Origin of the sequence: Streptomyces antnestii, from assembly GCF_004005495.1 — a bacterium.
Classification (GTDB): Bacteria; Actinomycetota; Actinomycetes; order Streptomycetales; family Streptomycetaceae; genus Streptomyces; species Streptomyces antnestii.
Map to the genome: position 1 here is coordinate 447,228 of NZ_RZYA01000001.1, position 17,643 is coordinate 464,870.

General features: G+C 71.2%; 18 protein-coding genes. 12 read left to right on the forward strand and 6 right to left on the reverse strand.

What is annotated here, in order from left to right:
* Window positions 1-34 precede the first annotated feature (34 nt).
* The gene (locus EOT10_RS01835; RefSeq protein ID WP_127826231.1) at window positions 35-925 is read right to left on the reverse strand and encodes a 2-hydroxy-3-oxopropionate reductase; all 891 of its coding nucleotides are present in this window, start codon (window positions 923-925) and stop codon (window positions 35-37) included.
* A 59-nt stretch (window positions 926-984) separates the two neighbouring features.
* Entirely contained in the window at window positions 985-1,824 is an 840-nt protein-coding gene (locus EOT10_RS01840; RefSeq protein WP_127826232.1) for a TIM barrel protein, read from the reverse strand.
* A gap of 139 nt (window positions 1,825-1,963) precedes the next feature.
* On the opposite strand from EOT10_RS01840, the gene EOT10_RS01845 reads away from it, so the two are divergent.
* The 8 genes from EOT10_RS01845 to EOT10_RS01880 all read left to right on the forward strand — a co-directional run bounded on the left by EOT10_RS01845 (window position 1,964) and on the right by EOT10_RS01880 (window position 9,402).
* The gene (locus EOT10_RS01845) at window positions 1,964-2,215 is read left to right on the forward strand and encodes a YkoF family thiamine-binding protein (RefSeq protein WP_127826233.1); all 252 of its coding nucleotides are present in this window, start codon (window positions 1,964-1,966) and stop codon (window positions 2,213-2,215) included.
* Window positions 2,212-2,589, forward strand: a complete 378-nt coding sequence (locus EOT10_RS01850) for a helix-turn-helix domain-containing protein (RefSeq protein WP_127826234.1) — start codon at window positions 2,212-2,214, stop codon at window positions 2,587-2,589. Before EOT10_RS01845 ends, EOT10_RS01850 begins: the two co-directional genes overlap by 4 nt.
* A gap of 156 nt (window positions 2,590-2,745) precedes the next feature.
* Window positions 2,746-3,252 (forward strand): 2-oxo-4-hydroxy-4-carboxy-5-ureidoimidazoline decarboxylase, encoded by a 507-nt coding sequence (gene uraD / locus EOT10_RS01855; RefSeq protein WP_189490975.1) that lies wholly within the window; start codon window positions 2,746-2,748, stop codon window positions 3,250-3,252.
* 19 nt (window positions 3,253-3,271) lie between these two features.
* Complete coding sequence (gene uraH, locus EOT10_RS01860; RefSeq protein ID WP_127826235.1) at window positions 3,272-3,676, forward strand: hydroxyisourate hydrolase; 405 nt, start codon at window positions 3,272-3,274, stop codon at window positions 3,674-3,676.
* 5 nt (window positions 3,677-3,681) lie between these two features.
* Complete coding sequence (gene pucL, locus EOT10_RS01865; protein ID WP_127826236.1) at window positions 3,682-4,614, forward strand: factor-independent urate hydroxylase; 933 nt, start codon at window positions 3,682-3,684, stop codon at window positions 4,612-4,614.
* 70 nt (window positions 4,615-4,684) lie between these two features.
* Entirely contained in the window at window positions 4,685-6,085 is a 1,401-nt protein-coding gene (locus tag EOT10_RS01870; RefSeq protein WP_127826237.1) for a nucleobase:cation symporter-2 family protein, read from the forward strand.
* A 48-nt stretch (window positions 6,086-6,133) separates the two neighbouring features.
* On the forward strand, window positions 6,134-7,522 hold the full coding sequence (locus EOT10_RS01875; protein WP_127826238.1) for an 8-oxoguanine deaminase: 1,389 nt from the start codon (window positions 6,134-6,136) through the stop codon (window positions 7,520-7,522).
* Between the two features lie 521 nt (window positions 7,523-8,043).
* Window positions 8,044-9,402, forward strand: a complete 1,359-nt coding sequence (locus tag EOT10_RS01880; RefSeq protein WP_127826711.1) for a nucleobase:cation symporter-2 family protein — start codon at window positions 8,044-8,046, stop codon at window positions 9,400-9,402.
* A 106-nt stretch (window positions 9,403-9,508) separates the two neighbouring features.
* On the opposite strand, the gene EOT10_RS01885 is transcribed toward EOT10_RS01880, so the two are convergent.
* Window positions 9,509-10,369: a chitosanase gene (locus EOT10_RS01885; protein ID WP_127826239.1), complete on the reverse strand. Its 861-nt coding sequence runs from the start codon at window positions 10,367-10,369 to the stop codon at window positions 9,509-9,511.
* 180 nt (window positions 10,370-10,549) lie between these two features.
* Here EOT10_RS01885 and EOT10_RS01890 point away from each other — a divergent pair, with 180 nt between their 5' ends.
* Window positions 10,550-11,218, forward strand: a complete 669-nt coding sequence (locus EOT10_RS01890) for a TMEM175 family protein (protein WP_127826240.1) — start codon at window positions 10,550-10,552, stop codon at window positions 11,216-11,218.
* Between the two features lie 32 nt (window positions 11,219-11,250).
* On the opposite strand, the gene EOT10_RS01895 is transcribed toward EOT10_RS01890, so the two are convergent.
* The 3 genes from EOT10_RS01895 to EOT10_RS01905 form a co-directional block, all read right to left on the reverse strand.
* Entirely contained in the window at window positions 11,251-11,673 is a 423-nt protein-coding gene (locus EOT10_RS01895) for an acyl-CoA thioesterase (RefSeq protein WP_127826241.1), read from the reverse strand.
* Between the two features lie 45 nt (window positions 11,674-11,718).
* Window positions 11,719-12,366: a hypothetical protein gene (locus tag EOT10_RS01900; protein WP_127826242.1), complete on the reverse strand. Its 648-nt coding sequence runs from the start codon at window positions 12,364-12,366 to the stop codon at window positions 11,719-11,721.
* A 79-nt stretch (window positions 12,367-12,445) separates the two neighbouring features.
* Entirely contained in the window at window positions 12,446-13,039 is a 594-nt protein-coding gene (locus EOT10_RS01905) for a histidine phosphatase family protein (RefSeq protein WP_127826243.1), read from the reverse strand.
* Window positions 13,040-13,263: 224 nt separating this feature from the next.
* On the opposite strand from EOT10_RS01905, the gene EOT10_RS01910 reads away from it, so the two are divergent.
* Genes EOT10_RS01910 through EOT10_RS01920 form a run of 3 tightly spaced genes read left to right on the forward strand, consistent with a single transcriptional unit; the run spans window position 13,264 to window position 17,602 of the window.
* Window positions 13,264-16,119: a DEAD/DEAH box helicase gene (locus tag EOT10_RS01910; protein WP_189490978.1), complete on the forward strand. Its 2,856-nt coding sequence runs from the start codon at window positions 13,264-13,266 to the stop codon at window positions 16,117-16,119.
* Window positions 16,116-16,319 carry a hypothetical protein gene (locus EOT10_RS01915; RefSeq protein WP_127826244.1) on the forward strand — a complete coding sequence of 68 codons (204 nt, stop codon included), beginning with the start codon at window positions 16,116-16,118 and terminating at the stop codon, window positions 16,317-16,319. The genes EOT10_RS01910 and EOT10_RS01915 overlap by 4 nt, the downstream gene beginning before the upstream one ends.
* Window positions 16,316-17,602, forward strand: coding sequence for an SWIM zinc finger family protein (locus tag EOT10_RS01920; protein ID WP_127826245.1), 1,287 nt, complete (start codon window positions 16,316-16,318; stop codon window positions 17,600-17,602). Before EOT10_RS01915 ends, EOT10_RS01920 begins: the two co-directional genes overlap by 4 nt.
* The last annotated feature ends 41 nt before the right edge of the window (window positions 17,603-17,643 follow it).

The following is a 17,643-nucleotide window of genomic DNA, read 5'->3' on the forward strand; positions in this document are numbered from 1 at the left end:
GTCAGCGCCGCCACGGCCCGGAAGACCGGGTGGATCAGACCTGCGAGCCGGACAGGCGCTCGACGGCGCGCAGCAGCGCCGAGTGGTCGAGGCCACCGTCGCCCTGGGCGCGCAGCGAGGCGACCAGCTGGGCGACGACCGCGCCGACGGGCAGGGCGGCGCCCACGTTGCGGGCGGCGTCGGTGACGATGCCCATGTCCTTGTGGTGCAGGTCGATCCGGAAGCCGGGCTTGAAGTCCCGGTTCAGGAAGTTGTCCTTCTTGCGGGTCAGGACGGTCGAGCCGGCCAGGCCGCCGTTGAGGACGTCGAGCGCGGCGGTGAGGTCCACGCCGGACTTCTCCAGGAAGACCACGGCCTCGGCGCACGCCTGGATGTTCACGGCGACGATGAGCTGGTTGGCGGCCTTCACGGTCTGGCCCGAGCCGTGCGGACCGCACAGCACGATGGTCTTGCCGAGGGTCTCGAGGAGCGGCTTGGCCTCGTCGAAGTCGGCCTGCTCACCGCCGACCATGATCGAGAGCACGGCCTCGATGGCGCCGGCCTCGCCACCGGAGACGGGCGCGTCGATGACGCGGATGCCCTTCTCCTTGGCGTTCTTCGCCAGGTCGACCGAGGTCTGCGGGGTGATCGACGACATGTCGACGATCAGCGCGCCGGACTTCGCGTTCTCGAGGATGCCCTCGGGGCCGTAGTTGATGGCCTCGACCTGCGGAGAGGCGGGCACCATCGTGACGATGACGTCGGCGTCCTTGACGGCCTCGGCGATCGAGCCGGCCGCGGTGCCACCGGCGGCGGCGAGCCGGTCCAGCTTGTCCTGCTCGAGGGTGAAGCCGGTCACCGAGTAACCAGCCTTGATCAGGTTCTCGGACATGGGGGAGCCCATGATGCCGAGGCCGATCCACGCGATCTTGGGAAGGTTGCTCATGAGGGTGCCTCTCTAACTGCGGTCGTACGTAAGTGAGTTGGCGCTGACGCGGGAGGTGATCAGCGCGCGGCGCGGGCGGCGGCGGGCAGCCACTCGAAGGCCTCGGCGCTCGGCTTGTCGCCGGGCTTGTACTCGAGGCCGACGTAGCCCTCGTAGCCGGTCTTCGCGAGCTGGTCGAGCAGGTCCTCGAGCGGCAGCGAACCGGTGCCGGGGGCGCCACGGCCCGGGTTGTCCGCGATCTGCACGTGGCCGGTCTTCGCGGCGTACTGCTCGATCACCGACGGCAGGTCCTCGCCGTTCATGGACAGGTGGTACAGGTCCATCAGGAACTTGGCGTTGCCGAGGCCGGTGGCCGCGTTCACCTTGTCCACGATCTCGATCGCCTTGGGGGCGCTCACGATCGGGCACAGCGGCGACTCGGGCTTGTTCAGCGCCTCGATCAGGAGGATCGCGCCGACACGGTGGGCCGCGCGGGCCGCGAGCGTCAGGTTCTCCAGGGCGAGCTCGTCCTGGACGGCCGGGTCGACGCCGTCGACGCGGTTGCCGTACAGGGCGTTCAGCGCCGTGCAGCCGAGGGACTGCGCGAAGTCCGCCGCGATGTCGATGTTCGCGCGGAACTTCTCGCTCTCCTCGCCGGGGATCGACAGGGCGCCGCGGTCGGGGCCCGGCAGCTGTCCGGCGTAGAAGTTGAGCCCGGTGAGCTGGACGCCCGCGTCCTCGATCGCCTTCTTCAGGGCGTCGAGCTCGGACTGCTCGGGGGTGGGGGCGTCGACCCAGGGCCACCACAGCTCGACCGCGGTGAAGCCCGCCGCGGCCGCGGCCGCGGGGCGCTCCAGGAGCGGGAGTTCCGTGAAGAGGATCGACAGGTTGACGTTGAAGCGCTGGTCTGCGAATCCCATGGGGGTCGGCGCTCCCTTCCGTGTCGTGGTGTTCCGTATTGCGGAAGTTCGTTTCTGCTTGATGGAAGACTGCCGAACGGAGCTCGCCCTTGTCAAGAGGGGCTGCCGGAAAAAGCGGTCGCGGCGTTAGGTTGTGCCCGTGCGATTGAGAGTGGAGTTCACGACCGAGCCGTTCGACCTCGACGAGGCGCCGCCCCACGCGGTCGTCGCCCGTGACGTCATCCAGAAGGCCGAACTGGACGCGGTGGACGTCGGCCCGTTCGGCAACACCGCCGAGGGAGAGGCCGCCGCCGTGCTCGGCGCGGTGGACGCGCTGCTGCGCCAGGCCCTGGAGGCCGGCGCCACCCGCGTCTCGCTCCAGGTCAATGTGATGGGGGAGGGCGATAAGTGACTGCTACCGGAGACGTCCCCTTCGTCAGCGCGGTGAAGCCGCTGGTGGACGCCATGGGGGGCGAGATGCTGCCGCCGCAGGAGGCGGGCAAGGACGATGTCGTCCTGCACTGGGAGGGTCGCGAGGTCATCGCCGTACGGCTGCCCCAGCTGGCCGACTCCCTGGATCACATCCTGCTGGCCATGGAGCGCGGGCGGGGCATGCCCCTCTCCTCCCTCGACCGCAAGGCCAAGCAGGAGGTCGTGCGGGCCCTCGAGGCGCGGGGCGCCTTCTCCGTGCGGCACGGTGTGGAGACCGTGGCCGGAGCGCTCGGCGTCTCCCGGTTCACCGTCTACAACTACCTGAACAGGGAAAACGCGGCGAAGAGTGAGTAAGGGGCCCCCTAGCACAGCAAGGTGTACAACCAGCCGCCGTCCGGTATCCGGGCGGCGGTTTTTGTAACTCCAAGTTTTCAACAAAGTGTTGACGTGGTGTTTCGGAGGGCGTTAGCTATCCGCAGCCCGTCCAGCACAAGGCCACGGAGGCTTCCCGTGACTTCACGTCCGATGCCGGGACTTTCCCGGTTCAACACCCTGGCGGAGACCGCGGCAGGCGCCGCGCTCCACGAGGTGTGTGCCAGCTCGGCGTGGGGGAGCAGGCTCCTCGCCCAGCGCCCCTTCACCACCACGGAAGAACTCTTCGCCGCGAGCGACGCCGCCATGGCCGAGCTCACCGACGAGGATCTCGCCGAGGCGATGGCGGGGCACCCCCCGATCGGCCGGCCCAAGCCGGGCGACCCGACCTCGTCCTGCGAGCAGCGGGGCATGGCCGGCGCCTCCGAGGAGCTCAAGGCCGAGATGCTCGAACTCAACCTGGCCTACCAGGAACGGTTCGGGCATGTCTTCCTGATCTGCGCCACCGGGGCGACCGGCGAGCAGATGCGCGACGCGCTGAAGGCCAGGATCGGTAACGACGCCAGGACGGAGCGCGAGATCGTGCGCGCCGAACTGGGGAAGATCAACCGAATCCGCCTGACCCGCCTCGCCGAAGCAGACTAGAAGCAGAAGAGGACGACTGATGAGCACCGCGACCACCGCGTCGGTGTCCACGCACATTCTCGACACCAGCATCGGACGCCCCGCCGAGGGCGTCGCCATCTCCCTCGCGGCCCGCACGGGCCGGGGCGGCGAGTGGGTGGCACTCGGCGGCTCCGCGACCGACGCGGACGGGCGCTGCAAGGACCTGCCGGCGCTGCCGGAAGGCACCACCCACGTACGACTCGACTTCGAGGTCGAGGAGTACTTCACGGGTTCGATCAAGACACAGAAGCAAGCCGAGGCGCAGCAGGACGCCCCCCGCGTAAGGGACAGCGGTGCGTTCTTCCCGGAGGTGGCGATCACGTTCGCCGTCACGCCGGGCGAGCACTACCACGTACCGCTGCTGCTCAACCCGTTCGGCTACTCCGTTTACCGAGGGAGCTAGCAGACATGCCCACGATTCTCGGCCAGAACCAGTACGGCAAAGCAGAGAACCGCGTCGTCAAGATCACGCGGGACGGCGACACCCACCACATCAAGGACCTGAACGTCTCCGTCGCCCTCTCCGGCGACCTCGACGACGTCCACTACAACGGCTCGAACGCCAACTGCCTCCCGACGGACACCACGAAGAACACCTGCTTCGCGTTCGCCAAGGAATACGGCATCGAGTCGGCCGAGCAGTACGGCATCCACCTCGCCCGGCACTTCGTGGACAGCCAGCCGTCGATCCACCGCGCCCGCATCCGCATCGAGGAGTACGCCTGGGAGCGCATCGCCGGCTCCGACGGCAACTCCAAGTTCATCGGCGCGGACGAGGTCAAGCACTCCTTCGTCCGCAAGGGCCAGGAGACGCGCCTCGCGCAGATCACGTACGACGGCGAGAAGTTCGAAGTCCTGTCCGGGCTCAAGGACCTGACCGTGATGAACTCCACGAACTCCGAGTTCTGGGGCTTCATCAAGGACAAGTACACGACGCTCCGCGAGGACTACGACCGCATCCTCGCCACGTCCCTGTCGACGTGGTGGCGGCACAACTGGACCTCCGACGAGCAGCGCATGCCGCAGTGGGAGAAGTCCTACGAGCAGTCCAAGAAGCACATCCTGCAGGCGTTCGTCGAGACCTACTCGCTGTCGCTCCAGCAGACGCTGTACCAGATGGGTTCGCGGGTCATCAACAACCGCAGCGAGATCGACGAGATCCGCTTCTCCGCGCCCAACAAGCACCACTTCCGGCAGGACCTCTCGGCCTTCGGGCTTGAGAACGAGGCCAAGGACGGCGCCGTGTACTGGGCCGCCGACCGCCCCTACGGCCTCATCGAGGCCACCATCCTGCGCGACGGCTGCGAGCCGCACATCCCGGTCGACATGACCAACCTCTGACGCGGGGCGCGCACCCCCCGTCCGCCCGCAGTCGGGCGGGGGGTGCGCCACACCGGAGGGAACATCAGCAATGGCAACGCCTGCAAAAGGGCCGGCAGTAGGCCCGTGTTCCACCCCACCGGCAGGACCCGAGGTCCACCCGGTGGACGAGAAGCTCCACCCCTCGCGGCTCGTCCCCGCCGCGCTCCAGCACATCGCCGCCATGTACGCGGGCGTGGTCACGCCCCCGCTCATCATCGGCCAGGCCGTCCACCTCGACACCGCGGGCCAGACCCGGCTCATCGCCGCGTCCCTGCTCATCGCGGGTGTGGCGACCCTCCTCCAGACCCTCGGCGTCAAGGGCTTCGTCGGCAACCGGCTGCCCTTCGTCAACGCCGCCTCCTCGGCCGGCATCGCGCCGATGCTCGCCATCGCCGAGACGAACGCCAGCGGCGACCAACTCCCGGCCATCTACGGCGCGGTGATGGTCGCGGGCGTCTTCTGTCTCGCGATCGGCCCGTTCTTCGGCAGGCTCCTGCGCTTCTTCCCGCCGCTCGTCACCGGCGTCGTCATCACCCTCATCGGGGTGACCCTGATGCCGGTCCCGGTCGCCTGGGCCCAGGGCGGCGACAGGACCGCCGCCGACTTCGGCGACATGAAGTACCTCGCGCTCGCCGCCTTCACGCTCGTCGTCATCCTGCTGATCCAGCGATTCGGCCGCGGCTTCGTGAAGCAAGTCGCCCTGCTCTTCGGCCTGTTGATCGGCACGCTGGTCGCCATCCCGTTCGGCATGGCAGACTTCGGCGCCCTGAGGTCGGCTCCCGTCGCCGCCCTTCCGACGCCGTTCGCGTTCGGCACCCCCGAGTTCCAGCCTGCCGCGATCATCTCGCTGTGCCTGGTGATGCTCGTCCTGATGACGGAGTCCAGCGCCGGCATGCTCGCCATCGGCGAGATCTGCGAGCGCGAGTGCACCGGCCGCACCATCACCCGCGGCCTGCGCACCGACGGACTAGCCACCCTGCTCGGCCCCGTCTTCGGCGGCTTCCCGACCTCGGCCTTCGCCCAGAACGTGGGCGTCGTCTCACTCACCAAGGTGCGCAGCCGGTACGTCGTCGCCGTGGCCGGCGGAGCCCTCCTGATCCTCGGCGCGTTCCCGGTGCTCGGCGCGGTCGTCTCCATCGTGCCGATGCCGGTCCTCGGCGGCGCGGGCATCGTCCTCTTCGGCTCCATCGCCGTGAGCGGCATCCGTACGCTCTCGGAGGCGGGCCTCGACGACAGCTCGAACATCATCCTGGTGGCCGTCTCGCTCGGCGCGGGCATCATCCCGCTCGCCGCGCCCACCTTCTACGCCGACTTCCCGGCCTGGGCGCAGACCGTGCTCGGCTCCGGCATCAGCGCGGGCGCCCTGGTCGCCGTATCGCTGAACCTTTTCTTCCACCATCTCGGCACCCGCGGCCGCGCCACCGCCGCCGCGGCACTCAAATCCTCCTAGGGTCCTGCCGTGCCCACACCTCGCCACTCACCTCATGAAGGAAGCACCATGGCACCTTCGGCAGCCCCTTCCCGCATCGTCATCGAGAACGCGGCCATCGCGACCGTCGACGCCAACGACACCGAGTACGCCTCGGGTTACGTGGTCGTCGCCGACAACAAGATCGAGTCCATCGGCGCAGGCCAGGCCCCCGCGGGCCTGGAGAACGTCGTACGACGCGTCGACGGCACCGGCCACCTCGTCACCCCCGGTCTGATCAACACGCACCACCACTTCTACCAGTGGATCACCCGCGGCCTGGCCACGGACCACAACCTGTTCAACTGGCTGGTCGCGCTGTACCCGACATGGGCGCGCATCGACGAGCAGATGGCCCGCGTCGCCGCGCAGGGCTCCCTCGCGATGATGGCCCGCGGCGGTGTCACCACCGCCATGGACCACCACTACGTGTACCCGAAGGGCTCCGGCGACCTGTCCGGCGCCATCATCGGCGCCGCGTCCGAGATGGGGGTCCGCTTCACGCTGGCCCGTGGCTCCATGGACCGCAGCGAGAAGGACGGCGGCCTGCCGCCGGACTTCGCCGTCGAGACCCTCGAAGGCGCGCTCGCCGCCACCGAGGAGACCGTCCGCAAGCACCACGACGCCTCCTTCGGCGCGATGACGCAGGTAGCCGTCGCACCCTGCTCCCCGTTCTCCGTCTCCACCGAACTCATGAGGCAGGGCGCCGAGTTGGCGCGCCGCCTCGGGGTCCGGCTGCACACCCACGGCAGCGAGACGGTCGAGGAGGAGAAGTTCTGCCACGAGCTCTTCGGCATGGGCCCCACCGACTACTTCGAGTCGACCGGCTGGCTCGGTGAGGACGTGTGGATGGCGCACTGCGTCCACATGAACGACTCGGACATCGCCGCCTTCGCCCGTACGGGCACGGGCGTCGCGCACTGCCCGTCGTCCAACGCCCGCCTGGCCGCGGGCATCGCCCGGGTCCCGGACATGCTGAAGGCCGGTGTCCCCGTAGGCCTCGGTGTCGACGGCACCGCGTCCAACGAGTCCGGCGAGCTGCACACCGAGCTGCGCAACGCGCTGCTCATCAACCGGCTCGGCGTCCACCGTGAGGCCGCCCTGAACGCCCGCCAGGCGCTCCGGCTCGGCACCGCAGGCGGGGCCAGGGTCCTGGGGCGCGCCGCCGAGATCGGCTCCCTGGAACCGGGCAAGCTCGCCGACCTGGTCCTCTGGAAGATCGACGGCATCGGGCACTCCTCGATCGCCGACCCGGTCACCGCCATCGTCTTCGGCGCGGCCGCCCCGGTCACCCTCTCCCTCGTCAATGGAAAGCCGGTCGTCGAGGACGGACGCCTGCTGCACGCCGACGAGGACGCCATCGCCCGCGATGCGCGTCAGGAGGCCCAGCGCCTCGCGCGGATCGCCGCCGAGGCCTAGGGGGGTGGCCGCCGGATCTCCGCGGCGTCGCGGCGTCTGGCACGCACGCTCGCTGCGTTACCGAAAGGACCTAGTAGCTCCGCTACGAGGACCTTCCGGTGCCTTGCGATCGCACGCACCAGACGCCGCTCCTTCTCCCGCGGAGATCCGGCGGCCACCCCCGCCCAATGAACTCCGGTCGGGGGGGACGGCCCCCGACCGGACTTGAGCAGCCGAGCGGGCCGCTCAAGTGCCGCCCCGGATCGTGGCCCAAAGCTTCACGTTCCCGGGGCGGTCAGCACTACCTGGGCGCAGTACCCACAACCGAATACCGGCAAGTCCTTGCACGACGCACCACCTCCCAGAAGCGAGTGCCGCCCAGGCACTGGAAAACAACCGGAGGAGCCTCAGTGGCCAACCAGCCCAGGTTCACCAAGCAAGGCACCACCCCCGACGAAACCCCGGAGTCTCAGGAGTCACAGGGACATACCGAACACCCGGTAGGCAAGCATCCGGTGGACGAGAAGCTGCCGCCGCTGAAGATGGCGACGACCGGCCTCCAGCACGTCGCCGCCATGTACGCGGGCGTCGTCGCGCCGCCGCTGATCGTGGGCGCGGCCGTGGGCCTGACGCCCAAGGAACTCACGTTCCTGACCGGCGCCTGCCTCTTCACCGCGGGGCTCGCCACCTTCCTCCAGACGCTCGGCATCTGGAAGATCGGCGCCCGGCTGCCCTTCGTCAACGGCGTCACCTTCGCGGGCGTCGCCCCCATGATCGCGGTCGTCAACTCCACCGACGACAAGAAGAACGCGCTGCCCATCATCTTCGGGGCGGTGATGGTCGCCGGCGTCCTCGGGTTCATAGCCGCCCCCTTCTTCAGCAAGCTGGTGCGCTTCTTCCCGCCCGTCGTGACCGGCACGGTCATCACCCTCATCGGCGTCTCGCTGATGCCGGTCGCCTTCGGCTGGGCCCAGGGGCCCAACCCGGCGGCCAAGGACTACGGTTCGACGACCTACCTCACGCTCGCCGGCATCACGCTGCTCATCGTCCTGCTGCTGCGCCGGTTCACCACGGGCTTCGTCAAGCAGATCGCCGTACTCCTCGGCCTGATCATCGGCACCGTCATCGCGATCCCCTTCGGTGTCACGGACTTCAGCCCGATCGGCGACGCCGCCGTGATCGGCTTCCCCACGCCGTTCCACTTCGGTGCCCCGCAGTTCGCCGCCGCGGCGATCGTCTCGCTGTGCGTCGTCATGGTCGTCTCGATGACCGAGTCCACGGCCGACATGCTGGCGCTCGGTGAGATCGTGGAGCGCCCGGCCGACGAGAAGACCATCGCGGCCGGTCTGCGCGCCGACACGCTCGGCTCGGCGCTCAGCCCGCTCTTCAACGGCTTCATGTGCAGCGCGTTCGCCCAGAACATCGGCCTCGTCGCGATGACGAAGATCCGCAGCCGGTACGTCGTCGCGACGGGCGGCGGCTTCCTCGTCCTGATGGGCCTGTGCCCGATGGCCGCCTCGCTGATCGCGGTCGTGCCCCGGCCCGTCCTCGGCGGCGCGGGCGTCGTGCTCTTCGGCTCGGTCGCGGCGAGCGGCATCCAGACCCTCGTCAAGGCGAACCTGGAGAAGGACAACAACGTCCTGATCGTGGCCGTCTCCCTGGCCGTCGGACTCATCCCGATCGCGGCGCCGGAGTTCTACCACTCCTTCCCGGAGACGGCGAAGATCATCCTGGACTCCGGCATCTCGACCGGCTGTGTGGCGGCCGTGATCCTGAACCTCCTCTTCAACCACATCGGCCGCGGCCGGTGCGACGACGACGTGACGGCACCGATGGAGCCGGGCGGCGAGATCGCGCAGACCCGAACGGCCGCCGGGTCCTCCGCGGCGGGGGCGCACTGACGCCACCGACTCACTGATCCGGACGGCCGGTCCCGTGTGCGCGTCAGCGCCACCGGACCGGCCGTCCGGATGTACGGGTCTACGGGGACGTACGGGGGGGGGACTGTCAGCCGATGTGGTAGCTGTCCCCGTACACCTTCCAGTCCAGCGGCGGGTCCAGGTTCAGATTGCCCTTCCTCAGGAAGACCCGCTGCGCGGTGTCCACGCGGCTCGTGTCGCTGTGGGCCTCCTCCTGCTTCATGGCCCACACCCGCGCGTCGAGGAACGCGTTCAGGTACGCGACCTCGTCCCCGCCCCGCGCCGGCGGCTTCGCCTGGGCGAGCGCGCGCTTGCGGATGTTCCGGAAGCTCGTCGGGTCACCGCCGTCACCGTGCATCACGATGGCGTCGTAGTACGCGAACTGCCCGAGGGTGCCGATGCCGTCCGCCTTGCCCTGGGCGACCGCCGGGTCGAAGTACACGCGGTCGCGTTCGTCGTTCTGCGCCCGCTGGAACGCCGGGTCCCCGGCCGCCCGCTCCCAGTCGCGCTTGTACGTGGGGTCCAGGCCGTCGTGCGAGTCGGTGCCGTCCACCTCGCGCAGGGCGGGCAGGTACTTCGCGAGGACGTTGCCCGGCTCGCGCCGCGTGTACAGCTCGACGAGGTCGAGCATGTCGCCGGTGCCGGAGCAGAATCCGATGATCCCGGCGGTGTAGCCGCGGCCGTCGCCGATGTCCTCGATGTAGCGGTACTGCTTCTTCCACTCGAGCGAGGAGTTCTCCGCACTCGACACGAGCTTCATGGCGATCTCCTTCTTCGCCGGGTCGTCGAGCCCGGTCGCGGAGACCGGGGTGGCCGTAGCGAGCCCGGTCGCGAGGAGAGGGGCCGCGACGACCGTGCCGCCGATCAGGGCGAGCAGGGTGCGCCGGGACGGCCGGGACGTGCGTATGTGGGACGTGCGTATGTGGGGGGTGTGCACGGGGACCTCCATGGGGGAGTTCGTCGTTCCGCGAACTGTTAGGAAGGTTTCCTACCAGAGATTCTGAGTGACGTATACCCGTCAAGCGGAAGGGAGTTGGCGGGCCCTCGCGGGAAACGCTGACCGCGAGCCCTCCGGGGGCCTAGGGTTCTCGGCGCCACGCAGGAGTCGGGCGGACGGGGGAGCAGCGGCATGAGCGGGTCGGGGCGCAACGAGTCGGGGCGGGTGGAGGCGTTCAGCGACGGAGTGTTCGCCATCGCCATCACCCTGCTGATCCTGGAGATCAAGGTCCCCGAGGTCCAGGGCCACGAGAGCCTGTGGCACGCCCTCGGCCACCAGTGGCCCTCGTATGCCGCCTACGTCGTCAGCTTCCTCGTCATCGGGATCATGTGGGTCAACCACCACCAGGTCTTCAGCTACGTCGTGCGCGTCGACCGGACCCTGATGTTCCTCAACCTGGTGCTGCTGCTCGTGGTCGCCGCCGTGCCGTGGCCCACCGCGATGCTCGCGGCGTATCTGCGCGAGCCCGGCACGTCCCATGTGGCGGCGGCCGTCTACAGCATCGTCATGGTCGCGATGGCGCTGAGCTTCCAGGCACTGTGGTGGCACCTCACCCGCACGGGCCACCTCTTCGACGACCTCGTCGACAACGCGGCCGCACGCCGCACCCGGGCCCGCTTCGCCCTCGGCAGCCTCGCCTACCCCGCCGCGGTCGGCCTCTCGTTCGTCTCGGCCCCGCTGACGCTCGCCGCGCACGGTGTGATCGCCGTGTACTACGGGTTCAACCAGGTACCTGTGCCTACGCGGGAGCGCGCGGACGGGGACGGAGACGGGGACGAGACGGATACGGGGACGCTTTAGAAGGCGAACGTGCTTCAGGGGGCGAAGGTGCTTCAGAGGCCAAACGCGCGCGGGTCCGAGGCGAGGGCCCGGAAGTACTCGCGCGGATCCGCCACGAGCTTGCGTTCCTTCAGGTCCAACAGGCCGCCCACCGCCGTCACTTCGGCCGCGAGCGTGCCGTCCGTCCGCGTGATCGACTGCTCGACCCGGAACACCTTGCCCTCCTGCCACACGAACACACAGCTCACGTCCACCTCGTCACCCGCGCGCAGCTCGCGCCGGTAGCGGACGGTCGTCTCCAGGGTGACCGGTCCGACCCCCTTCTCCAGCAGGTCGGCCTGCCGTATGCCGCCGTGCTGGAGGAGCGACCAGCGGGCGTGCTCCGCGTACTGCAGATACACGCTCTGATTGAGGTGCCCCTGTGTGTCGGTCTCGTACCCGCGCACTCCGATGCGCACGGTGAACGGCTCTGCCACGATCTCCCCTTCGACGACGACGATGGTCGACTGCGCTCTTGACGGTCACGCTCTTCGTGGTGACGCCAGCAAGTACCGTCCCCCGGTGCGGGGTTGGGCGTGCTCGCTGACCTGCCATCCTGCCTGCTCCAACGCCGTGGCGCAGCCCGCGATCCCGTCCGGTCCCCGGCCTCGTACGGCGACGGCCTCCGGCTGGGGCGTCCCGGCCACAAGGTAACCGTCCCCGTCGTCGCCCTCCGCAGGCCGGCAGCCCGCCGCCTCCAGGGCGAGGGCCGCCGCCCGCACCAGATGCGTGCGCTCCCAGGCACACGGGCGGTCGGTCGCGCCGCCCTGGTTGGTCATCCGGCGCAACTCCACGAGCCCCTGCCAGGCGCTGCGCACCTCGCGCGCCCGCGCCCTGCCGTCCTGGACCGGCGCCTCTCCGCCCACCCGCGCCGCGAACGCCCCTTCCGCCGAAGCCACCGGTGGAGACGTGGGCATGGGCTGTGCGGCGTGTTCCTCCGGCGGTCCCGCCTCGCGTATCCGGTGGCCGGCCGGCGTCAGGAAGTGGTCGTGGGGCGGGCGCGGATGACGGAACGCGAGCTTCATGAGGACGAGGCGCGCGAGCTGCGCGTCACTGCCCCTCAGGCGGCCGGTGACCGGGTCCGCCTCCTCGACGATGCGCCGCTGCGCGGCGGTCAGTGGCCTGGTCAAGACGCCACCCCCTGAATCCGTCCTCCACCGGTATGTGCTTCGTACGTCCCGATGGTGCCGCACGGGTCTGACAACGGCGTCAGGGCCGCAGGTTCCACCCGGCGACGACCGGACGGCCGTGCTCCGTGCTCAGCCTGCTGACCGTGCCCGTCGCCAGCAGGAAGTGCGCTCCGTCCGCCGGGGTCAGGCCGAGCCTGCGCGCGGTGAGCACGCGCAGGAAGTGACCGTGCGCGACGAGGACGACGCTGCCCTCGTTCTCCGCGAGCGCGGCGTCCACCTTCGCGAGCATCCGGTCGGCGCGGGCCCCCACCTCGTCCGGGCTCTCCCCGGGATGCTCCGCAGGCCCCGGCGCGACCCCGTCCGTGAAGAGGAACCAGCCGGGCCTGGTGCGCTGGATCTCGACCGTCGTGACGCCCTCGTAGGCGCCGTAGTCCCACTCGCACAGATCGGCGTCGACCCGCACGTTCCCGAGCCCGGCGAGTTTCGCGGTCTCGTGCGCGCGGACCATCGGGCTCGAGAAGACGGCTCCGACGTGATAGCTGCCGACGAGCGGGGCGAGCCTGCGCGCCTGCTCACGGCCGTTGTCCGTGAGCGGGACGTCGGTCCAGCTCGTGTGCCGCCCGGACAGTGCCCATTCCGTCTCGCCGTGCCGGACCAGCAGCAGGTCACCCATGCGACCGTCCTGTTCTCTCCGAGGCTGCCGTGGGTCGGGCCCGGCGATCTTGCGCGAGCCGTTGTCCGAACCGTACACGCGGTGCGGGAGGGGCGCCCGGCCTTGGTTGTCAGACCCCGCCCGTAAGGTCGTAGACGTCGCCGGTCCCACCGGACGAGGACGACGCACGCCGCATCGACCAGGGGGACCGCATGCCGTACCGGATCAGGGAAAGGAGCCCGGCCATGACGGAGCAGGCCGACCACACGGGGATCACCGTCTCCGCGGCCGCCGTGTTCCTTCCCGCGCCCCTGCCGCGCGAGAGCACCGTCGCGTTCTGGCACCCGGACGGTGCGGACCTGCCCGGCGCCACCTCGCTCACCGTCGTCCGGCCGCACGGCGCGGGCGCCCGTACAGGTACGGTCCCCGCCCTCCGGCTGCCCGTCGCCGACGCCCTGCCCCATCTCGTCCGGGCCCGGCACGCGCCCGGCGCGCATCCCGCGGCGGCCTGCTGGGGCGCCGCCGCGCTGCACGCCCTGCACCTCGTGGCCCGCGGCCGTCTCCTGCCCGGCCTCACCACGTCCGACCACGACGCGTGGCGCGCGGGACCGCTCGACGCGGACGACATCGCCCAGCTGCGCGCCATCGCCGCCGCCATGCCGTACGAGGCCCATGCCGTGCCCGCCGAGGGGATCGAGCCGCTCGCGCTGACCGAGCCCGAGGCACTGGTGCGCGCGTTCCTCGACGCGGTCGCCGACTCCCTGCCGCGCAGCCCCGCCGCCCCGTTCGCGGCCGGCGCCCCCTTCGCCTCCTTCGCACCGCAGCACCTGCCCCACGCGCGTGCCTGGGCGGCGGAGGCGGCCGCCGGGATGGACGCGGGCGTCCGGGTCTCCCTGCGGCTCGACCTGTCCAACTTCACGCTCTTCGACACCGACGACACCCCCGACGACATCGCCCACGCCGAGGGCGACCCGGCAGGGGAGGGGGCCGAGGAGCGCCGCCGCGCCGGGGCCGCCCTCGTCCAGGTGCACAGCCTCGCCGACCCCACCCAGGTCGCCGACGCCGCGCGGCTCTGGGCCGGTGAGGGCGGGACGCACTTCGGCCCGCGCGCCAGGATCGACGCCGTCCTCGCCCTGCGCCGCGCCGCCCGCGTCTGGACACCGCTCGGGCGCGTCCTGGAGCGCGACGTGCCGGACGTCCTCGCGCTCTCCGAGGGCGAGCTCCTCGACCTGCTCGGCCCGGCCGCGGCCCGCCTCGCCGACGCGGGCGTCGAGGTCCACTGGCCCAGGGACCTGGCCCGCGCCCTCACCGCCACCGCCGTGGTGCGCGCCCCCGCGCCCGGCTCCGCGACCGACGGGACCCCGTTCTTCGACGGCGAGGAACTCCTCAAGTTCAACTGGCAGCTGGCGCTCGACGGCGACCCCCTCACCGAGCGCGAGATGGACGAACTCGCCGAGTCCCACCGGCCCGTCGTCCGGCTGCGTGACCAGTGGGTCGTCGTCGACCCCGACCTCGTCCGCAAGGCCCGCAAGCGCGAACTGGGGCTGCTCCAGCCCGTCGACGCCCTCGCCGCGGCCCTCACCGGCGAGGCCGAGATCGACGGCGAGCGCGTCGAGGCCGTCCCCACCGGAGTCCTCGCCCACCTGCGCGACCGCCTCGTCGAGGGGCCCGGGGCGGCCGAACAGCCCGCCGGGCTCGACGCCACGCTCCGCGACTACCAGCTGCGCGGCCTCGCCTGGCTCGACCTCATGACCTCCCTCGGCCTCGGCGGCTGCCTCGCCGACGACATGGGCCTCGGCAAGACGGTCACCCTCATCGCGCTCCACCTGCGCAGGGCCAGGCCGGCACCCACCCTCGTCATCTGCCCCGCGTCCCTCCTCGGGAACTGGCAGCGCGAGATCACCCGCTTCGCCCCCGGCGTCCCCGTACGCCGCTTCCACGGCACCGACCGCACCCTCGACGGCCTCGACGGCGGCTTCGTCCTCACCACGTACGGCACGCTGCGCAGCCGCGCCGCCGAACTGGCCGGGTGCACCTGGGGCATGGTCGTCGCCGACGAGGCGCAGCACATCAAGAACCCGTTCTCCGCCACCGCGAAGGCGCTGCGCACGATCCCGTCGCCCGCCCGCGTCGCCCTCACCGGCACCCCCGTGGAGAACAACCTCTCCGAGCTGTGGGCCCTGCTCGACTGGACGACCCCCGGCCTTCTCGGCCCCCTCAAGGCCTTCCGCGCCCGCCACGCGCGGGCCGTGGAGACCGGCGAGGACGCCGACGCCGTCGAGCGGCTCGCCCGGCTGGTGCGGCCGTTCCTGCTCCGCCGCAAGAAGTCCGACCCCGGCATCGTCCCCGAGCTGCCGCCCAAGACCGAGTCGGACCACCCGGTCCCCCTCACCCGCGAGCAGGCCTCGCTCTACGAGGCCGTCGTCCGAGAGGCGATGGCGTCGATCGAGGCCGCCGAGGGCATCGCCCGCCGCGGCCTGATCATGAAGCTCCTCACGTCCCTCAAACAGATCTGCAACCATCCTGCGCAGTTCCTGAAGGAGGCCGGCGGCCCGCGCGCCCGCCTCGCCGGCCGCTCCGGCAAGCTCGCCCTGCTCGACGAACTCCTCGACACGATCCTCGCGGAGGACGGCTCCGTCCTCGTCTTCACGCAGTACGTGTCCATGGCCCGCCTCCTCGCCGCCCATCTCGACGCCCGCGCGGTCCCCTCCCAGCTCCTGCACGGCGGCACCCCCGTCGCCGAGCGCGAGCGCATGGTGGACCGCTTCCAGTCCGGTGACGTCCCCGTCTTCCTGCTCTCCCTGAAGGCGGCCGGTACGGGCCTGAACCTCACCCGCGCGGGCCACGTCGTCCACTTCGACCGCTGGTGGAACCCGGCCGTCGAGGACCAGGCCACGGACCGCGCGTACCGCATCGGCCAGACCCAGCCGGTCCAGGTCCACCGCCTCATCACCGAGGGCACGGTCGAGGACCGCATCGCCGAGATGCTCACCGCGAAGAAGGCCCTCGCCGACGCGGTCCTGGGCTCGGGCGAGGCAGCTCTGACGGAGCTGACCGACCGTGAACTCGCCGACCTGGTCTCGCTCAGGAGGACGGCATGACATCCCGCACCCCGGGCCGCGCCGCCCCGCACGCGTCTGGCCGGGTCACGCCACACGCCCACGCCCGCGCACGCGAGGACAGCGTCGCCGAGATGCTCACCGCGAAGAAGGCCCTCGCGGACGCGGTCCTGGGCTCGGGCGAGGCGGAGCTGACCGACCGCGAGCTAGCCGACCTGGTCTCGCTCAGGAGGACGGCATGACACCCCACGCCCCCCACACCCCGGGCCGTGCGGGACGGCATGTTCAGGCTCGGGCCCGGCACGACGACCACCGGCGTACGTTCCCGCCGCTGCCGCCCCGTGCCCGTACCGCCGACGACTTCGCGCTGACCTGGTGGGGGAACGCGTGGGTGGACGCCCTCGTGGACACCGCGCTCGACCCGGCCCGCCTCACCCGCGGCCGCGCGTACGCCGACCGCGGACACGTGGACGCCATCACCGTGACCCCGGGCCGCGTCATCGCCTACGTGCACGGCTCGCGCCCCCGCCCGTACCGCGCGGAGATCCGGCTGCGCACCCTCTACGACGACGACTGGGAGCGCGTGCTCGACACGGCGGCCGCGCGCCCCGACCACATGGCGGCGCTCCTCGACAAGGACGTGCCGCACGCGCTCGCCGCCGTCGCCGGCCTGCTGCCCGCCGCCGGTGATCTGATCCCCGACTGCTCCTGTCCGGACGACGGCCACCCCTGCAAGCACGCGGCGGCGCTCTGCTATCAGACGGCCCGGCTCCTCGACGAGGACCCGTTCGTCCTGTTCCTGCTCCGCGGCCGGGGCGAGCAGGAGCTCCTCGCCGACCTGACCCGGCGGAACGAGGCGATGGCGGCCGTCGAGCGCGCCGCGACGGCCCCCGCCCTGCCCACGGTCACGGCCCGCGACGCCCTCGCCCCGCGCATGCTGCCGCGCCTGCCGCCGCCGTTCCCGGCCCCCGCGCACCCTGGCCGTCCCCCCGTCTACCCGCACGCGTCCGGCGCCCCCGACCCGCTCGCCCTCGACCTGCTCGCCACCGAGGCCGCCGCCCGCGCGCACACGTTCCTCACGCGAGGCATCGACCCCATCGCCGGACTCACCCCGTGGCAGGACGCGGTCCGGCTCGCCGCGGCCCATCCCGGTTCGGGCCTCGCGGCGTCCACGCGCGCGCTGTACAAGTCCCTCGCCCGGGGCACCGGACGCACGGCCACGGACCTGGCCCGCGCCGTCGCCGCCTGGCGCCAGGGCGGTCTCGCGGGCCTGGACGTCCTCGAAGAGGAGTGGGACCCCCCGGCCGGCCCCTTCGACCGGGCCCGCCCGGCCCTCATCGCCTCGGAATTCTCCGGCTTCCGCCCCCACCGCAACAGACTCTCCACCGACAACCTCCAGCTCCGTCTCGGCCGCGACGGACTCTGGTACGGCTACGAGTCGGACCGGGGCCGCGAGGACTGGTGGCCCAGAGGCACCCCCGGCACGGACCCGGTGGGCGCGCTCATGGCCCTGCTCGGCCGCTGACCCGCACAGCACCCGGGCCCACGTCCAGGCCCAGCCCCAGG